This is a genomic window from Terriglobia bacterium (assembly GCA_035712365.1).
Taxonomy (GTDB): domain Bacteria; phylum Acidobacteriota; class Terriglobia; order UBA7540; family UBA7540; genus SCRD01.
Genome location: DASTAW010000032.1, coordinates 36,558 through 54,694 on the forward strand (window position 1 = coordinate 36,558; position 18,137 = coordinate 54,694).

15 protein-coding genes are annotated in these 18,137 nt (G+C 58.2%); 13 read left to right on the top strand and 2 right to left on the bottom strand.

The genetic code is table 11. From position 1 onward, the window contains the following. Positions 1-906: a TIM barrel protein gene (locus VFQ24_09335; protein HET9178544.1), complete on the bottom strand. Its 906-nt coding sequence runs from the start codon at positions 904-906 to the stop codon at positions 1-3. Between the two features lie 61 nt (positions 907-967). Here VFQ24_09335 and VFQ24_09340 point away from each other — a divergent pair, with 61 nt between their 5' ends. From VFQ24_09340 to VFQ24_09355, 4 genes are all read left to right on the top strand, one after another. Next, positions 968-1,531 carry an aminodeoxychorismate/anthranilate synthase component II gene (locus VFQ24_09340; GenBank protein ID HET9178545.1) on the top strand — a complete coding sequence of 188 codons (564 nt, stop codon included), beginning with the start codon at positions 968-970 and terminating at the stop codon, positions 1,529-1,531. Positions 1,532-1,763: 232 nt separating this feature from the next. Continuing rightward, positions 1,764-3,464 (top strand): GMC family oxidoreductase, encoded by a 1,701-nt coding sequence (locus VFQ24_09345; protein ID HET9178546.1) that lies wholly within the window; start codon positions 1,764-1,766, stop codon positions 3,462-3,464. Beyond that, positions 3,457-4,170, top strand: a complete 714-nt coding sequence (locus VFQ24_09350; protein HET9178547.1) for a gluconate 2-dehydrogenase subunit 3 family protein — start codon at positions 3,457-3,459, stop codon at positions 4,168-4,170. Before VFQ24_09345 ends, VFQ24_09350 begins: the two co-directional genes overlap by 8 nt. 61 nt (positions 4,171-4,231) lie before the next feature. Further along, positions 4,232-6,427, top strand: a complete 2,196-nt coding sequence (locus VFQ24_09355) for a DPP IV N-terminal domain-containing protein (protein ID HET9178548.1) — start codon at positions 4,232-4,234, stop codon at positions 6,425-6,427. A gap of 21 nt (positions 6,428-6,448) precedes the next feature. On the opposite strand, the gene trpD is transcribed toward VFQ24_09355, so the two are convergent. After that, positions 6,449-7,561: an anthranilate phosphoribosyltransferase gene (gene trpD / locus VFQ24_09360; protein HET9178549.1), complete on the bottom strand. Its 1,113-nt coding sequence runs from the start codon at positions 7,559-7,561 to the stop codon at positions 6,449-6,451. Positions 7,562-7,817: 256 nt separating this feature from the next. Here trpD and sucC point away from each other — a divergent pair, with 256 nt between their 5' ends. From sucC to VFQ24_09405, 9 genes are all read left to right on the top strand, one after another. Then, on the top strand, positions 7,818-8,981 hold the full coding sequence (sucC, locus tag VFQ24_09365) for an ADP-forming succinate--CoA ligase subunit beta (protein HET9178550.1): 1,164 nt from the start codon (positions 7,818-7,820) through the stop codon (positions 8,979-8,981). Between the two features lie 78 nt (positions 8,982-9,059). Continuing rightward, positions 9,060-9,422, top strand: a complete 363-nt coding sequence (locus tag VFQ24_09370) for a four helix bundle protein (protein HET9178551.1) — start codon at positions 9,060-9,062, stop codon at positions 9,420-9,422. 47 nt (positions 9,423-9,469) lie between these two features. Continuing rightward, positions 9,470-10,354 (top strand): succinate--CoA ligase subunit alpha, encoded by an 885-nt coding sequence (gene sucD / locus VFQ24_09375; GenBank protein ID HET9178552.1) that lies wholly within the window; start codon positions 9,470-9,472, stop codon positions 10,352-10,354. A 27-nt stretch (positions 10,355-10,381) separates the two neighbouring features. Further along, positions 10,382-10,795, top strand: a complete 414-nt coding sequence (gene ndk, locus VFQ24_09380; protein ID HET9178553.1) for a nucleoside-diphosphate kinase — start codon at positions 10,382-10,384, stop codon at positions 10,793-10,795. A gap of 792 nt (positions 10,796-11,587) precedes the next feature. After that, positions 11,588-12,001 (top strand): CbiX/SirB N-terminal domain-containing protein, encoded by a 414-nt coding sequence (locus tag VFQ24_09385; protein HET9178554.1) that lies wholly within the window; start codon positions 11,588-11,590, stop codon positions 11,999-12,001. Then, complete coding sequence (locus VFQ24_09390) at positions 11,998-12,708, top strand: FAD-dependent oxidoreductase (protein ID HET9178555.1); 711 nt, start codon at positions 11,998-12,000, stop codon at positions 12,706-12,708. Before VFQ24_09385 ends, VFQ24_09390 begins: the two co-directional genes overlap by 4 nt. Positions 12,709-12,808: 100 nt before the next feature. Beyond that, the gene (locus VFQ24_09395) at positions 12,809-13,438 is read left to right on the top strand and encodes a carbonic anhydrase (GenBank protein ID HET9178556.1); all 630 of its coding nucleotides are present in this window, start codon (positions 12,809-12,811) and stop codon (positions 13,436-13,438) included. 118 nt (positions 13,439-13,556) lie between these two features. Further along, positions 13,557-16,496 (top strand): protein kinase, encoded by a 2,940-nt coding sequence (locus VFQ24_09400; GenBank protein HET9178557.1) that lies wholly within the window; start codon positions 13,557-13,559, stop codon positions 16,494-16,496. A gap of 112 nt (positions 16,497-16,608) precedes the next feature. Further along, a complete protein-coding gene (locus VFQ24_09405) occupies positions 16,609-18,126 on the top strand; it encodes a hypothetical protein (protein ID HET9178558.1) in 1,518 nt (505 codons plus the stop codon). The last annotated feature ends 11 nt before the right edge of the window (positions 18,127-18,137 follow it).

Consider the following 18,137-nt stretch of genomic DNA (forward strand, 5'->3'; position numbering starts at 1 on the left):
TTAGGCGGCCGCCTCATATTCCCAAAGTTTGCGGTAGTAGTGCATTAGCCGGATGGGCTCGCAGCTATCCGCAATTTCAGCAAACGTATAGCGATTGTAGCCCACGCTTCGGAACAGCGCAAAGAGCTCGCCATAGGGATATTCGGGGTCCCACAGCTCGTGGATATGGCAGCTTCGCAGCCAGGGACCGATCAGATCGAAACTCTGCCTTACGGAACCGCCCACAACGTCCGGAGGGTTCGAATTCCAGCAGATCCCGACCGCTGGGTGGTTGGCGACCGTCATGATGCGATAGATGTTCTGAGGCAACTCCGTTCCGCGTCCGTGGACCTCAAGCCAGATTTCCACGCCGTTATCGCGCGCGATGTCGCCGCATTTAGAAAGCGCGTGGCCGATCTGGTCGAGCGTTTTGTCATGGGGCGCGTTAGGTGGAAAGCCGTTTGGCCTCACCTTGACGCCCATCGCGCCCACGTCCCGCGCAAGTTCGCAGAATTCGCGGGCCGTCTGGATGTTTCGGTCAACCTCGGCGGGGTCAGGCGACTGGAAGGAGCACGCTGATCCCAGGCTCACCAGCTTCACGCGCGAACCATCAAACTTCTTCCGAACTTCCGCGCGCTGGGCCTTCGTGAGCGTTGGCTCCACGCCGTGCTTGTGCGTGGTGCGCAGCTCGGTCCCGTCAAAGCCAGTGGCTTCGCAGTTTTTGATGAGGGTATCCACGTCCCAATCTTTGGCCAGATTGTAGGTGACGAGTCCAAGCTTGAAGTCCCTGGGCGCCTGAGGATCGACATTCTGCTTCGGCAATCGACGGGTCTGCGCCAGCGTTTTTTCGGTAGGACCGCTTGCGCCAATCGCTGCAAGGCCGATGAAGCCATTCTTCAAAAACGACCGGCGGCCTGTCTTCGGCATTGATTTAGCCTCCTGGGTGCGACAGCGTATAATGAATCGTTTGGGGGCTTAAAGCAAGCTCATGATTCTGGTTATCGATAACTACGATTCGTTCACTTATAACCTGGTGCAGTATTTTGGCGAGCTTGGCGCGAAGTTGGAAGTGCGGCGCAATGACCAGATCACGGTTGATGAGATCGAGCGCATGGCTCCTGAGCGCATCGTGATCTCACCTGGCCCCAAGACCCCATCCGAGGCCGGTGTCTGTCTGGACGTCATCCTGAATTTTGCCGGACACGTGCCGATTCTCGGGGTCTGCCTCGGGCATCAGGCCATCGGGCAGGCTTTTGGCGGTATGGTGGTCCGCGCGCCGGAAATTATGCACGGCAAGACCAGTTTGATTTCCCACGACGGCACGACGATCTTTGCCGGGCTGCCCAATCCTTTTCCGGCGACGCGCTACCATTCACTCATTGTTGAACGTGGCAGCCTTCCTGAATGCCTGGCTGTTTCCGCCACGTCACCAGACGGCCTTATCATGGGCCTTCGCCACAAGGAGTTGAAAGTTGAAGGCGTCCAGTTCCACCCTGAATCGGTCCTCACGGACGCCGGCATGCAACTGCTGGCCAATTTTCTGAAGGTTTAACATATGGCCGCCGACCGGAAGGTCGCGGAGATTGGCCTTCGCGGTGTACCGAAGAACCGGCGCTCGAGGTTGATGGTTCCTCAGGGAAGCCCTCACCTGTGCGGCGCGGAAGGAAGTTTACATCCTCTGTCAAACGCGATAACGTGGCTTTTTGTGCCGGACCACAGGACCCAGAAGGCAACAGCAATCAACGGTTCGGCTGTTAATTGAATTGGCGGTGGGAGTGGCTTGAATGGCTTCGCAACCAGTTTACGACGTGATTGTGGTGGGCTCGGGCGCGGCGGGCGGCATTGCCTGCCATGTGCTGGCCAATAAGGGCCTGAAGGTACTGTGTCTCGAAGCTGGCCGGAGAATTGAATCCGCCAGGGATTTCCACACCCACATGTTTCCTTACGAGTGGAGCTATCGCGGCAATGGAAAACCTGGCCAGTACGGCAAGCTTCCCCAAGGGATGGAATGGAAGATCAAGCAGTGGACCGACCACCTTTACACCATTCCTGATGAGGACCCTTATGCACTGGCGCCGGGAGCAAAATTCACCTGGACACGGATGCGCGTGCTTGGCGGGCGTACCAACTGCTGGGGGCGGGGCTGTGACCGCTTCGGGCCTCTGGACTTCAAGGCAAAGAGCCTTCAGGATGGCTGGGGCGAAGACTGGCCCATCAGCTACGATGATGTGGCCCCATATTACGACGCGGTTGAAGAATTCATTGGCGTGGCGGGCAGTGCGGAAGGCGTTTACAACACTCCGAGTGGGAAGGGCCTTCTTCCGCCCTTCAACCCGCGCTGCGGCGAATGGCTGATTAAGAAAGGCGCTGAAAAACTCGGTATCAACGTCCGGCCGAAGCCCCTGGCCGTCCTGAGCAAACCTTACCACGGCCGTCCTGAATGCCATTACTGCGGGGCCTGCAACTGGGGATGCGACGTCGCGGCGCGCTACAGCAGCGTGGATGCCGTCTTCCCCCACCTCGAAGGCCGGCCGAACTTCACTTTGAAAACCAATGCTGCTGTCCATACTCTGCTTATGGACCGCGCCAACGGGAAGGCCCGAGGCGTTACCTATATCGACGCAGAGAACAAGCAGGAATACGAGGCCTACGGCAAAGCCGTTGTGCTGGCTGCTTCCATGGCGGAGTCAATCCGAATTCTCCTCAATTCACGATACCGGGAATTCCCCAACGGGCTGGCGAACTCCAGCGGCGCCTTGGGCCGTTACCTGATGGAGCACGTCGCTTTCAACGATATCGAGGGTTTTTTCCCGCAACTCGCCGGACGGCCCACCACCAATGATGACGGACCGGGCGAGTCCTGCCTCTATATTCCGCGATATAACTATGGCCACAAGGATACGAGGAAGTATCTGCGTGGCTGGCGGTTCGACTTCTACACGGGCTGCGGCATGGGGCCTGGCCCTGGCGCCAGCCTGCCGGGTTTTGGTTCAGCCTACAAGAAGAAGATCAAGAATCTGTATCCGGCGGCATTTTCGATTGGAGGATACGGTGAAGGACTTGCCTTCGATTGGAACTATGTTGAAATCGACCCTGACGGCCTGCGCGATCGCCTCGGTATTCCCCAGGTGCGCTTCCACACCAACGCCGAGTACCCGGAGGCATTTGCCGTCCGGGATGAAATGTACGGACAGATGGAAGAGATCATGAAAGCTTCGGGCGCGGAAATTTTTCCGTATGAAAAAGCGGCGCCGTATCCGCTGGGGAGCGTAACTCACGAGGCGGGCGGCGCCCGAATGGGAAATGATCCCAGGACCTCGGTTCTCGATAAATGGAACCGTTGTCACGATGTAAAAAACATCATCGTCGCGGACGCGGCTTGCTTTGTCACTCATCCCGAAAAGCAGATTACGCACACGCTGATGGCGCTCGCTTATCGGGCGTGCGATCATCTGGCTGAAGAATTCCGCCGGGGGAATGTGTAAGCTACGAAGTCAATTCAAAGTCCGTGGCGTCCACGGGACGCCGCGCCCAATGGTGAAGGCAATGGATGGTAAAGTGATTGGAAGACGGAAAGCCCTGAAATATTTCGGATTTCTCAGCGCCTCTGCGGCAGGGACCAGGTTCCTCACGAACTGGCTGCCCGGCGGAAGGGAAGCTCTTGCGGCCTCCGCGCCGGGAGGATTGGTGGCAATAATGGGGGCTTCGCAATCCGCGGCGGCTTCCGGCGAACCTTATGTGCCACAGTTCTTCAAGCCGGAGGAGTTCCGCACCGTTGGAATTTTGACGGAGATGATCATTCCTACGGACGATCAGCCTGGCGCGAAGGAAGCCAGAGTGGCCGACTACATCGACTTTGTTGTCTATTCCGCGGCAGAATTCGAGCCGTCATTACAAAAAGATTGGACCGACGGCCTTCGATTGCTTGACGAGTTGAGCCCGAAAAAATACGGGAAATCATTCTCAGATATTTCGGCGTCGCAGAGAGAAGAGTTGTTAACTGAGATGAGCGGTCCTGAACACGACCCGAAACTCACGCACCCCGGATTCGCTTTCTATCGGATTTTGAAAGCCATGACGCTGGAAGCATTCTTCACTTCGAAGGTGGGCCTGATAGATTTCCTGGAATACCAGGGGCTTGCTTTTCTGACGGAGTTTCCGGGCTGCACCCATCCGGAACATCAGGCATGACGGCTGCCGCTTTTCAGCCAAAGACAATTGAGCAAGTGAGCGTAGGACTTTGGAGGTCCGTGTGCCTCGACGATTCGAAGCATCTGCAGCGTGGTTCATAAGCATTGTGGTTTTTATTGCAATATTGTGTGTCGGGGTCCTTCCCGCGCGGGCGGCCAAAAAGTCTCTCACTCCCGAGCTGGTGACGCAGGGAGACCAGGTTGTCGCATCATCGATCAGGCGCATCATGTGGCGGCCCGGCCACGACGAGGTCAGTTACGTGCGGGACGACTCCGGCGAAGGGTTGTGGCTCTATGATGTCGCCAGCGGCAAAGCCCGTCGCCTGGGGCTTCCGGCCAGCGCGGACCCCGGCACTTATCAGTGGTCGCAGGACGGCAGCAAGATTCTGTTCCAGGGCGCCAACGACCTCTGGGTGTTTGATGTCCAGAGCGGCGAGGCGAAGCGGCTGACGAACAACTCGGAGGAAGAAGAAGAACCAACCTTTTCACCTGCTGGTGACGCCGTTGCTTTTGTCAGGCAGAACAACATCTACGCGATTTCGCTGAAGACCGGTAAGACGGCGCAACTTACCAGAGACGGATCGGAATGGGTTTACAACGGCACGCTCGACTGGGTTTACAAGGAGGAACTGGCGGACCGCGCTACAGGACGCTCGTACGAATGGTCGCCTGACGGCAAAGAGATTGCCTATCTCAAGCTCGATGACCTGCACGTTCCGCGATATCCCCTCATCAACTTTCTTGGCCGGCACGTTGAGCTCGAGATCCAGCGATTTCCCCAGGCTGGAGACCCCAACCCTGTAGCATCGCTACACATCGTTCCGGCTGAGGGCGGCCTGATCAGGACCTGGACCGCAGGAAGTTCATCTTCTCCCGTCGAGTATTTTGCGCCACGGGTCGCCTGGACGCCCGATTCAAAATCCGTTTGCTTCCTTACACTGAACCGCGACCAGACGGACGAGACAGTGCACCTGTGGGACGTAGCTTCCGGGGCCGACCGCACTCTGCTGGAGGAGCATGACAAGTACTGGATCAATTCGCTGAATCCTCCTGAATTTCTCAGTGACGGGCGCTTTTTGTGGCTTTCCGAGCGCGACGGCTGGATGCATCTCTATCTCTACGATGCGGACGGCAAGCTGCAGGCGAAGGTCACTAACGGCGATTGGATGATTGACCACCCCCTATTTTCAGACGTTCCGATGTTCCAGGTGGCGGACAGTTCCGACTGGGTCTATTTTCTCTCGACGCAAGCAGACGCGCGCCAGCGGCAGATTTATCGTGTACGTCTCGATGGCACTGGTCTCGAAAGAATTTCAAAACTGTCCGGCACTCACGTTTTCCATCTTTCGCCAGACGGCCGTTTTTACGTAGACACGTTTTCCGATTTCCAAACACCGCCCATGACCCGCCTCTACAAATCGGATGGTGAAGAGGTTGCCATGCTCGACAATCCTGCAAATCACCTGGGCGATTACAACCTTGGCGGAACCGAATTTGTCACGCTCGCAGCCCCTGGCGGGACCGAACTTTACGCCCGCATGGTCATACCCCCGGACTTTGATCCTCACAAAAAGTATCCGGTGATTGTAAAGGTTTACGGCGGCCCCGAAGTGCAGATGGTGACGAATTTCTGGGGAGTCACTTCGCTTGAAGATCAGCTTTTTGCCGAGCACGGTTACCTGCTTTGGATCCTGGACAATCGAGGGTCGTGGGGACGCGGCCACGCCTGGGAGAGCACTATTTTCGAGCATCTGGGGCGGCAGGAACTCAAAGACCAACTGGTGGGCATCAATTACCTGAAGTCGCTTCCATATGTCGATTCCACGCGCATGGGAATCTGGGGTTGGTCATACGGCGGCTACATGACGCTCTACACCCTGACGCACGCGCCCGATGTGTTCAAGTGCGGAGCGGCAGGCGGCCCTGTCACCGACTGGAAGTTCTACGACAGCATTTATACCGAGCGGTACATGCGGACTCCAGAGGTGAACCCTGACGGATACCGGGAATCGTCACCACTTGAAGCGGCAGGGAATTTGACGGCCAATCTTTTGCTGATGCACGGCGTGGACGATGACAACGTCCACCTGCAGAACACGATTAACTTCATCGCAGCCCTGGCACGCGACGGCAAGCCGTACCAGCTTTATCTACAGCCCGGCGAGAAGCACGGCTTCAGCGCTTACTCGGCGCGGCTCTATCTCCTCAAAAAGCTGTTAAGGTTTTTTGACGACAACCTGCATCCGGCAGGGAACTGAATATAAGCACCGTGGCCTGTGCTAACGCCGGTGTTTGCCAGTAAATTCCACCAAAGCACGAAGCGTTCGCTTGGCTTCTCCGGAATCAATCGACTCGGCTGCGGCGGCAACGCCTTCGCGGAAATCGGGCGCCTTGCCCGCGGCCACCAGCGCCGCAGCGGAATTGGCCAGGATGCAATCCCGCAGCGGATTTTTCTCGCCGTCAAGTATTTGAATCAGGAGCTTCGCGTTCTGTTCGGGATCGCCGCCGGCGAGTGTTTCGGCCGCAGCGCGAGGCAGCCCGAAATCTTCCGGCAGAACGCGGCGGGTTTCGATCCGTCCGGAATTGTACTCCGAAAGCTTGGTAGGCCCCGCGATGGTGATCTCGTCCAGGCCGTCTGAACCCGCGACGACGATCGCGCGGCGTGTCCCGACCATCCCCAGCGCTTCGGCCATCATCTCCGTCCGCGCCTCGTGGTAAACGCCTGTAAGCTGGTGCCGGGCTTCCAGCGGATTGGTAACCGGTCCGAGCAGATTGAAAATGGTTTTGCCTTTGATGCTCCTTCTCGCGCCCATCACGTGTTTCATGGCCAGATGAAGGTGCGGCGCGAAAAGGAACACCATGCCTGCTTCGTCAAGGCAGGCTGGAATATGTCTGAGTGGCAGATCGATTGCCACCCCAATCGCTTCCAGCACGTCAGCGCTGCCGCAGCGGCTTGAAATGGAGCGGTTGCCGTGCTTGGCGACCGGCACGCCGCATCCGGCCACCACCAGCGCGGTTGCGGTTGACACGTTTGCAGTCCCTCGTCTGTCGCCGCCCGTGCCGCAGGTGTCGAGCAGCGCCTGAGAATCGACGAAGTCCTCCACGCGCACTCCGGCGTCCGCCAGCACCTGCCTGGCCTGGGAGCGCATCACTTCCGCAAAACCTACCAGCTCTGCTGTGGTTTCGCCCTTGTCGCGCAGAGCGAGCAGCAGCGCCGCGATGTGCTCGTCCGGCGCGCGTCCGGAAAGCAGCTCATCCATTACGGCGTGAGCTTCCTGGCGTTCGAGGCTTTCGCCCCGCATCAGTTTTTCAGCGGCTTCGTGAATTTGCATGGTGTTTAGAAAGGACCTTGCCCCCACGCGCTGAATCGCGCCAGCCTGCATTGTTCGCATCGGGTCGCACAACGATGGCACGCGGCAGGTTACGGCCCGGCATACTAAAAAGCTCAGATTGAATCGCCACCAGGCGAATCAACTGTTTGATTTTCGGTTTCACATTGCCTATACTGGCAGATTCTGCGGACATCACGTCACTCTATTGTACGATGGAACACCACTTTATAGCGGAAGTTTGGAGTCAGGCGCGCGGATTCGGGCAGTTGCCGGCTGTGCCATTCTTCCGACATTCAGGTTACCGCATCGATCAGCTATGAAGATTCACGAATATCAAGCCAAGCAGATACTCACGCGGTTTGGAGTTTCGGTCCCCAAGGGTGACGTTGCTTATACGCCGGAAGAGGCCCGCGAAATTGCTACGCGTCTGGGCGGGACGGTGGTGGTGAAAGCGCAGATCCACGCGGGAGGCAGAGGCAAGGCCGGCGGTGTCAAGCTGGCGCGCTCGGCGGCGGAAGCCGAAACCATCGCCGGCGAGATCCTGGGCAAGAAGCTGGTGACCGCGCAAACCGGGCCCGAGGGCCGCATCGTGCGCCGGCTGTTGATCGAGGAAGGCCTCGACATCGCCCGCGAGTTTTACCTGGGACTCGTAATTGACCGTATGTCCGCCGCTCCGGTTTTTATGGCCTCGAGCGAAGGCGGTGTCGAGATCGAAGTGGTGGCTGCGGAGCATCCTGAGAAGATTTTGAAGGAACTCGTCAATCCCGCCACCGGCCTTCAGCCGTTTCAGGCGCGCAAGATCGCCTTCGGGCTGGGGATCGATACCGCGCTCGTGAACGAAGCCGTGCGCTTTTTTGCGGCGCTCTATCGGGCCTTTCAGTCGAGCGATGCCTCGCTGGCGGAGATCAACCCTTTTGTGGTGACGCGCGACGGTCGCCTGCTGGCGCTCGATGCCAAGATGAATTTCGATGATAACGCGCTGTTTCGGCACAAGGACTTCCGCGAGTTGCGCGACCTGGATGAAGAAGATCCCCTGGAAGTGAAGGCCTCGAATTACAACCTGAATTACATCCGCCTCGACGGCAACGTCGGGTGCATGGTGAACGGCGCGGGGCTCGCCATGGCCACCATGGACATCATCCAGTATGCTGGCGGCCAGCCGGCCAACTTTCTGGATGTGGGCGGCGGCGCCAATGAGGAGCAGGTCCGCCGCGGCTTCGAAATCATTCTGGGCGATCCGAACGTTCGCGCAGTGCTCATCAACATATTCGGCGGCATCATGCGCTGTGACATCGTGGCCAGCGGCGTGGTGGCTGCAGCGAAGAGCCTGGGCATCAAGGTCCCAGTGGTGGTCCGTCTTGAAGGCACCAACGTCGATCTCGGCCAGAAGATCCTGAAGGAATCTGGCCTGCGTTTCACCGTGGCCAATGGCATGAAGGACGCGGCAGAAAAGGTGGTGGCGCAAGCGAGAAGTAATTGAATCATTGAATGATTGATTCATTGACTCATTGTTAGATTGACCTGTTGATTAGCTCTAGTGCCTGGCTTGGTTTCGGGAATGGCGGGAGTCTACAAAGCTGATGAGTTAAAGGTTCGCAGCAAACGATTTGCCATCGCCATCGTTAGGCTTGTTCGCGAGCTGCCCCGAAACGAAGAGGCGCGCATCCTGGGAAGACAACTTCTGCGGTCAGGTACTTCCGTTGCCGCGAACTATCGGGCGGTGTGTAGAGCAAGATCAAAAGCGGAATTTATTGCTAAGCTTGGGGTAGTGGTTGAAGAAATTGATGAAACCGCCTTTTGGATTGAGCTGCTTGCTGAATCGGAAACATTTCCGCAGGAGCGGCTGAGAGACATTGAAAGAGAGGCAAACGAGCTGCTGGCGATTTTTGCCGCATCTCGAAACACGGCCAAGAAACGATGAGCGAAGTTCAATCATTCAATCTGTCAATCAGAAAATGAGTAAATCCCATGTCCGTTCTCGTTAATGAAAACACGCGCCTTCTCGTCCAGGGCATCACTGGCCGCGAGGGCACGTTCCACACGCAGCAGGCTGTCGCCTACGGCACCAAGGTTGTTGCTGGAATGACGCCTGGCAAGGGTGGCTCCAGTGTCGATGGCATTCCGGTATTCAACACCGTGCGCGAAGCGAAGGACGCCACAGGGGCCAATGCTTCGGTGATTTTCGTTCCTCCCCCGTTTGCCGCCGACGCCATCATGGAAGCAGCGGACGCGGGCATTCCTCTTGTGGTTGCCATCACTGAAGGCATTCCGACACTGGACATGGTTACCGTCACGCGCTTCCTGGCTGGGACCGGCACGCGATTGATCGGCCCCAACTGCCCCGGAATCATTTCGCCCGGCAAGTGCAAGATCGGCATCATGCCCGGCTCGATACACCGGCCGGGGAACGTGGGCGTGATTTCGCGCAGCGGAACTTTGACTTACGAGGCCGTCGGACAGCTCACCGCGCTCGGCATAGGACAGTCCACCTGTATAGGTATCGGCGGCGATCCCATTATCGGGACATCTTTCGTCGACGCCCTTGAACTAATGAATGAGGACAAAGAGACGCACGGCATCGTCATTATTGGAGAGATTGGAGGCACCGGCGAGGAGCTGGCAGCCGACTTCATCAAAGCAAACGTCAAGAAACCGGTTGTGGGATTTATCGCCGGCCGCACCGCGCCACCCGGTCGCCGCATGGGCCATGCTGGAGCCATCATCTCCGGCGGTAAAGGTACGGCTGCGGACAAAATTGCGGCCTTCAAAGCGGCGGGCATTCGCGTAGCGGAAAGCCCCGCGCTGATCGGCGAAACAATGGCGCACGCCCTTCAGGGCAAAGCGAGCGCCTAGAAGAGTGGCATCGGGAGAAATCAAAAATTGGAACGCACGCTTACCATTATCAAGCCCGACGCCGTGGCGGCGGGGCACATCGGCGACATCATCAGGGTTTTCGAATCCAACAAGCTTACCATCAAGGCAGCCCGCCTGATCTCCTTGACGAAGAAAGAGGCCGAAGGCTTTTACGCCGTGCATCGCGGCAAAGGATTTTTTGAAAGCCTGACTGACTTTATGAGTTCGGGCCCGGCGCTGGCGATGGTGCTCGAGGGCGAGGATGCCATCGTGCGCCTGCGGAAATTGATGGGCGCCACCAATCCCGCCAATGCAGACGAGGGCACCATCCGTAAACTCTATGCCCGGAACATTGAGCACAACGCCGTTCATGGCTCGGACGCACCGGAAACCGCAGCCTTCGAGATTTCCTATTTCTTCCCCGGCATCGAACTTGTCTGAATTGTCTTTGCTGGATTGGGCGGCAGGGTCGCCTCATACTTTTCTCCCACTCAGTTGACTTACTGAGAGGAATGCGAGGCTCGGAACCGGCTTCTACTCCTGTGGAGGCTGGATCAAGTTCTCTGCGCAGGTGAAGGCGCTGGTCCAGTTACTGCCGAACACGTGGCAGAGTTGCGAGCTGGCTCGACCCAGGCCGCGGATCTGGAAAATTCACGATCACGAGCCGGTTGTTATGACCGCTTGAACTCCGCTTCTTTTACCATTATAGTATTGACTGTCTCTCAACCAGATTGCCATCAGATAAGCTGTTTCAAGGTTCGCGAAGGTCGTCATGGGCCGAGTAATCCTGCGCCATGAATGTGCTGCTTCGCAACAATGCGTGAGGCCAGAATGAGGGATTGGTCAAATCTAGTTGTGGGTTTCGCGTGTGGTCTGGCAGTTGGGTTTGTGCTCTCCTCTTTCCTTTTTGGCGCCAGAATCAGGTTCTACAAAGAGTATATTGAGCAGCGCCTCGCTTCCATCAATCGAATGCATTTTCAAAGTAGGGCAGCGCAGGGCAAGCCCGGAGGTTCATTTTGGAGAACCTTTCTTCACCGTCCGTCCAAAACGGAAAAGGGCTCAAAATCTGTTCAGGACTAACGGCTTAAGCGGCGTGGGGATCCTACTGAGCACGGTTCTCCTCGCCGTGGACGGCCAGTCGCTTTTTCCCAGAAGCTTACCGCCAGCCTGTACCATTAAGCGCCAATTCTGCTACGCAATTCGGAAGTTTTAGGTTAAAATGGACTTTTCAGTATGGATTCAGCCAAACAACTGACTGACCGCAGCGCCGCCATCATCCTGTTTGCCCATGGGAGTGCGGTAGAGGAGGCCAACGAAGGAGTTCGCGAACTGGCCCGCAGGATTGAGAGGCAAGCCGGCTACGCACATGTGCGGGCGTCGTTTCTGGGTCCGGGTCAGCCGGAACTGGGTCCAGCAATTGCCGAGGCCATCGCAGGGGGCTTTAATCGCATCGTCGTGGTTCCCTACTTTCTGACTTTGGGCATCCACCTGCGGCGTGACCTGCCGCGGCTTGTGGCAGCGGAGAAGGAGAAGCATCCCGGCCTTGAAATCCTCGTTGGCCGGTCGCTTGAAGATCATTCCGAAATGGCGTCGCTGGTTCTTAGCAGGATCCGAGACATTACTGAAGGAGTCAGGGTCAGCCCGTGAGCCATTCCCGCCACGAAGCGTTTCTGCGCGATGTCAGGTACACGAACGAGAGGACGAAGCATTTCCAGTTTCAGATCTCGAACGGACATCGATTTGACTTTCGCCCGGGTCAGTTTATCTCACTCGACATCGAACTGGACGGCCGAAAGGTCCGGCGGCCCTATTCCATTGCTTCTGCGCCGCGTTCCGACAACGGATTTGACCTTTGCTTGAACATGCTTCCGGAAGGGCGCGTTTCCTCATGGCTGTTCAACCTGAAGCCAGGTGACAGGATCGGTTTTTCCGGCCCGTTCGGATTTTTTTCTCTGCGCCAGCCGCTTGATCCGGTGCTGGCTTTCATCGCCACGGGAACCGGCATTGCGCCCATCCGGGCCATGCTTCAGGATCTCTACAGTCGCCCGCACGGTTCTGAGGTATGGCTCATCTTTGGCATGCGCCAGGAGCGCGACATCCTTTACCGTGAGGAATTTGAGAAGCTGGCCAGGGAGCATTCCCGTTTCCATTTTGTGCCCACCCTCAGCCGCCCCGAACCCGGCTGGACTGGCCACACCGGCTACGTGCAGCAGCACGTTGTCCGCTATCTGGCGGAGCAGAAGGGTCTTCATGCCTATCTTTGCGGGCTGCGCAAGATGATTGACGACGTGGCACAGGAATTCCGAGCCATGGGGTATGACCCCAAGGCCCTCAGCTACGAAAGGTACGATTAGCTTCGGCCTGTGGCAGTGCGGAGGGGGCTGCCTGCGGCTTCGTCTCCGGATGTTTGTTCAGTCGCCATCCTGCGGGGCCGTATACCGGAGACGATTGAGGATGACTCCAACCCACCCAAATTCTGCTTCAGACCCCGTCCAGCCTCAGGCCGTCGCGGATGAAATCTGGACTGACCTCATGGAGGGCAACCGGCGCTTCAGGGAAGGAAAAGAGGCGCCGAGGGAACTCGCCCGTCGTCGAGCGGAACTTGCCAATCACCAGAACCCGCGGGTTATCGTTCTGGCGTGTTCGGACAGCCGGGTATGCCCCAGCCTGATCTTCGACAAGAATCTGGGCGACCTTTTTGTTATTCGGACGGCGGGCAACGTGGCCGATTGTGTGGCCCTGGGCAGCATTGAGTATGCGGCGGAGTATTTGCAGTCCAGGGTCCTTCTGGTACTTGGCCACGAGCACTGCGGAGGAGTGGCGGCGGCAGCGGGGAAGAAGTTGCCGTCCTCTAATTTACAATCCATCGTGGACAGAATTCGCCCCGCTTTCGACAGCGTCAAGGGCAAAGCCAGCGGAGACAAGTTACTCAGGCTGGCCGAGCGGGCTAACGTCCACCAGAGCGCATCTGACATCCTGCGCAACAGTGCGCTGCTTCAGCAGAAAGTGTCGGACGGGAAGCTTTCCGTTATCAAGGCCATCTACCAACTGAGTAGCGGGCAGGTCATTCGCCTGCCGGATTAGCTTCGCCCGCCACTGTTCCTATGGTGACAGCGGCGCAATTGCCGTTCCTGCCAGGTGCCATTGACTTCCCGCCCTGCGCTTTTTAAGATGAAGGCACTCTGGGTTGAGGGCCCGGCGGGTGCAAGGCAATACCGTTTCCCACTATCGCATTCTTAAAAAGCTCGGCGGCGGAGGCATGGGTGTGGTGTATAAGGCCGAGGACACCACGCTCGGGCGATTCGTCGCGCTGAAGTTTTTGCCCTTAGAGGCGTCGGAACGTAGCGGCGAGTTCACCTTGCCACCGACAGGTAGCGGCGATCCCGCTAGGGCGGGATCGCCACATGGCGGCGTAAAGCCGCCGCTACCCTCCAACCGCACTGCCCTCGAACGCTTCCAGCGTGAGGCGCGCGCCGCGGCGGCTTTGAACCACCCCAACATCTGCACGATTTACGAAGTGGGCGAGCACGAAGGCCAGCCGTTCATCGCCATGGAGCTGCTGGAAGGCCAGACGCTGAAGAACCGGTTGGCCGTAGGGGCGAGCCTTGCGCCCGCCCAGGGGCGCCCACAAGGGGCGCCCCTACAGATTGACCAGATGCTCGACCTGGCCATCGAAATCGCCGACGCGCTCGACGCCGCGCATCAGAAAGGCATCATCCATCGCGACATCAAACCGGCCAATATTTTTGTCATCCCGCGAGGCGGGACGGTCCAGGCGAAGGTTCTCGATTTCGGTTTGGCAAAATTGACTGTAGGGGCGGGCCTTGCGCCCGCCCAAGGGCGCCCACAAGGGGCGCCCCTACCGGGATCACCCGCAGATGCTCCCACCGCCACCCTTGACCGCGAGCATCTTACCAGCCCCGGCGCGACGGTGGGCACGGTGGCTTACATGAGCCCGGAGCAGGCGCGAGGCGAAGCGCTCGACGCCCGCACGGACCTGTTCAGCTTCGGCGCGGTGCTCTATGAGATGGCCACAGGCAGGCAAGCGTTCAGCGGCGAAACGACGGCGGTGATTTTCCACAAGATTCTTGCCGAAGACCCAGCGCCGGTCACTCGGCTCGACCCGGACCTCCCGGAGAAGCTTGAGGAGATCATCGCCAAGTGCCTGGAAAAAGATCGCGATCTCCGTTACCAGCACGCCTCCGACATACGAACCGACCTCAAGCGTCTGAAGCGCGACACGGGCTCGGGCCGTGGCACGGGCGCTCCCGCCCGTGCTTCCAAAGAGCACGGGCAAAGTGCCCGTGCCACGACTGCCGCAGACGCCGAAGATGGCGGCACAAAGCCGCCGATGCAGTCCGCCGCCTCCGGCACTCAGCAGATTAGTTCCGATTCACAGGTTGTCGCGGCCCTTGTCAAACGTCACAGGAAGTCTCTCTTCGGCGGGCTGGCAGCGGTTGTCGTCCTCGCGGCAATCCTGGTCTACTGGCTGATGCCACCCCTGCCGCCGCCCAGCGTTTCAGACTTTGTCCAGCTTACCCATGACGGGCTTCCGAAAGGATTGAGGGGCACCGATGGCTCGCGGCTTTATTTTCTGGAGCAAATCCCCAACAGCCTGAATGCGGTCGCTCAAGTGCTGGTGAGCGGAGGAGATGTTGCGCCCATCCCTCTGCCCTTGCCAACTATGTGGCTCTTAGGTGTGTCGTCAATCGGATCCGACTTGTTGCTGGAAGACATGCAAGGCGTATACTCAGGCCCTATTGGCCAGGAAGGCCCGTTCTGGGCGCTTCCGGCTATCGGCGGCTCGCCGCGGCGCTTGGCCGACGCACTCGGCCATGATGCAGCATGGTCCACGGACCAGAATAAGCTGGTGTACGCGAAGGGGAAAGACCTTTACCTTGCCAGTGGAGACGGAACGGATTCCCGCAGACTTGTTTCCCTCGAAGGCGCAGCGTTCGCGCTTGCATGGTCGCCCGATGGAAGCGAGATCCGGTTTTCTGCTGACGATCCCAAGACCCAGCTCAGCTCAATCTGGCAGATCTCGGCCGATGGCGGAAATCTTCACCAACTACTTCCTGGCTGGCATCCTGGCGCAGCCGGGTGTTGCGGCAAATGGACGCCTGAGGGAAAGTACTTTATTTTCGTCTCTGATGGCCAGATCTGGGCCATCCGCGAGACCGGCAGCTTCCTGCGTAAAGTCAACCACGAACCTATGCAGCTCACGTCTGGAGCCATTACGTATGGCGAGCCACTGCCCGGAAAAGACGGCAAGAAATTGTACACGGTGGCGGGGCTTGCTCGCGGCGAGTTGGACCGTTACGACGCGAAGTCCCGCCATTTTGTGCCGTTTCTTTCAGGCATTTCAGCTAGCTGCGTAAACTTCTCACGCGACAAACAGTGGGTGACCTACGTCAGTTATCCCGAAGGAAACTTATGGCGGAGCAGGACCGATGGAAGCCAGCGGCTCCAGCTCACATTTCCGCCAATGGCCGCCATCTTGCCTCGCTGGTCGCCCGATGGCAAGGAGATTGCCTTCGTGGGAGGATCTCCGAACCAGACCACGAAAATCTACCTCGTCTCCGCTGGCGGAGGTACGCCGAGGCAAGTGACGCAGGGCAATACCAATGAAAACGACGTGACGTGGTCGCCGGAGGGGAATTCGATCATTTTCAATACCGAGCCTCAGACGGGTGAAGCAATTGCCAGCGCCGTCTTTGAGCTGGATCTGAAAAGCGGAAAGCAGACCAGGCTGCCTGGATCGGAAGGTCTTTATTCGGCTCGCTGGTCTCCTGATGGCCGGTACGTGGTGGCGACTCCGCCTGATAATAAGAATATGGTGATCTTTGATTTTTCCAGCCAAAAGTGGACCCAACTGACCTCGTTGCCGCAGCAGACATGGGAAGAGTGGTCGCACGACGGCCAGTTCGTCTACTTCTGGGGGACATCGGCGAAAGGCGAGCCGGCAATTTACCGGGTGCGTGTCAGCACGCGAAAGGTCGAAGAAATCGTAAGCCTCAAGGACTTCCGCCAGGCCCCCGGCCTCTTTGGCGGATGGGTGGGGCTCAACCCGGACGATTCGCCTCTGCTCGTAAAAGACACCGGCACGCAGGATATTGTCTCCATGGATTTTCACGCGCCGTAGCCGCGCTTGCTTAGACCTCGCCCCCCTGAAGAAATCTACGTTCAATCCCGCAGTTTCCAAAGCTGCAAAACTCTGCGATACTTGCTGCTATCCTGCGCCGAGGTCCTGAATCATGAAAAGCAAGACGACGATTGGATTCCTGGCTGTGATCTGCTGTTGCTTTCTGGCGCCTGCCGTTACGGGGCGATCGCAATCTGACAACCTGGCATCGCAATTCGGCCTGTTTGAAGATCATCAGGACGTGGGGACTGTCCTGCATTCCGGGTCGGTGAAGTACGACGCCTCAGCCCAAAGCTATACGATCTCCGGCAGCGGCAACAATATGTGGCTTTCAGAAGATGATTTCCAATTTGTCTGGAAAAAAGCGTCGGGCGACGTAACGTTGACGGCGGACATGGCGTTTGAGGGAACCGGAGGCAGCGAGCACCGCAAGGCCGTGCTGATGGTCCGCCAGAGTCTGGAGCCCGATTCCGTCTATGCAGACATTGCTCGGCACGGCGTGGGGCTCACATCGTTGCAGTGGCGGGAGGAGAAAGGCGACACCACGCACGAAGTGCAGGCCAATATCAACGCGCCCGCTCGCCTGCGGATCGAAAAGCGCGGCGATTACTTCTACATGTTCCTGGGCGAGGGTGACGACCTGAGATTCGCCGCGGGCTCGCCATTGATCCAACTGAAGGCGCCGTTTTACGTGGGCCTCGGCGTCTGTTCGCACGACAAGGACCGGATCGAAACGGCGGTCTTTTCAAATGTTCATCTTGAAGTCTCCCAGCCTGCGCCGTCGGCGAAAGCGGCGATTTACAGCACGCTCGAAACGGTCTCCATCGACTCTGGCGACCGGCGCGAGGTCTACACAACCGAAGGCCGCATTGAAGCGCCCAACTGGACTCCCGACGGCAAGCTGCTGCTCTTTAATCGCGATGGCCAGCTCGAAAGAATTCCCGTAGAAGGCGGCGAGCCCGAGCCGCTGGATACCGGGTTCGCCACGCGCTGCAACAACGATCATGGCATTTCGCCCGACGGCGCCTCGCTGGCCATCAGCGACAGCTCGCAGGCGGAGCACGAGTCGCTGATTTACGTCGTTCCGCTGGCCGGCGGCACGCCGCGACGCGTCACCAGTAAGTCGCCATCCTATTTTCATGGATGGTCGCCCGACGGCAAAACGATTGCTTTCTGCGGCGAGCGCGACGGAAAGTTTGATGTCTACACGATTCCCGCGGCGGGCGGGGAAGAAGTGCAGCTTACCAAAGACGCGGGCCACAACGACGGCCCGGAATATTCTCCCGACGGCAAGTATATTTACTTCAACTCCAGCCGCTCGGGCCTAGAGCAGATCTGGCGCATGCATCCTGACGGCACAGGCCAACAGCGCGTGACGAACGACAACACGAACGACTGGTTTCCGCATTTTTCCCCGGACGGAAAGTGGATGGTGTTTCTTTCTTACCCGACCGAGGTCACCGGCCATCCCGAAAACAAAAATGTGATGCTGCGCCTGATGTCGATGAGCGACGGTAAGATAACGCCGCTGGCGCGCCTGTTCGGCGGGCAGGGAACCATCAACGTCGCATCCTGGTCGCCCGACAGCCTGAATCTAGCCTTTGTCAGCTATCACCTGCTGCCGCAATAAGCGGGCCACCC

Excerpts from the sequence above, each read along its gene's own strand:
- VFQ24_09350 (HET9178547.1), top strand. The coding sequence starts at position 3,457 with ATGTGTAAGCTACGAAGTCAATTCAAAGTCCGTGGCGTCCACGGGACG.
- trpD (HET9178549.1), bottom strand. The coding sequence starts at position 7,561 with ATGCGAACAATGCAGGCTGGCGCGATTCAGCGCGTGGGGGCAAGGTCC.
- VFQ24_09385 (HET9178554.1), top strand. The coding sequence starts at position 11,588 with ATGGATTCAGCCAAACAACTGACTGACCGCAGCGCCGCCATCATCCTG.
- sucC (HET9178550.1), top strand. The coding sequence starts at position 7,818 with ATGAAGATTCACGAATATCAAGCCAAGCAGATACTCACGCGGTTTGGA.
- VFQ24_09405 (HET9178558.1), top strand. The coding sequence starts at position 16,609 with ATGAAAAGCAAGACGACGATTGGATTCCTGGCTGTGATCTGCTGTTGC.
- sucD (HET9178552.1), top strand. The coding sequence starts at position 9,470 with ATGTCCGTTCTCGTTAATGAAAACACGCGCCTTCTCGTCCAGGGCATC.
- VFQ24_09335 (HET9178544.1), bottom strand. The coding sequence starts at position 906 with ATGCCGAAGACAGGCCGCCGGTCGTTTTTGAAGAATGGCTTCATCGGC.
- VFQ24_09395 (HET9178556.1), top strand. The coding sequence starts at position 12,809 with ATGACTCCAACCCACCCAAATTCTGCTTCAGACCCCGTCCAGCCTCAG.
- VFQ24_09340 (HET9178545.1), top strand. The coding sequence starts at position 968 with ATGATTCTGGTTATCGATAACTACGATTCGTTCACTTATAACCTGGTG.
- VFQ24_09345 (HET9178546.1), top strand. The coding sequence starts at position 1,764 with ATGGCTTCGCAACCAGTTTACGACGTGATTGTGGTGGGCTCGGGCGCG.
- VFQ24_09370 (HET9178551.1), top strand. The coding sequence starts at position 9,060 with ATGGCGGGAGTCTACAAAGCTGATGAGTTAAAGGTTCGCAGCAAACGA.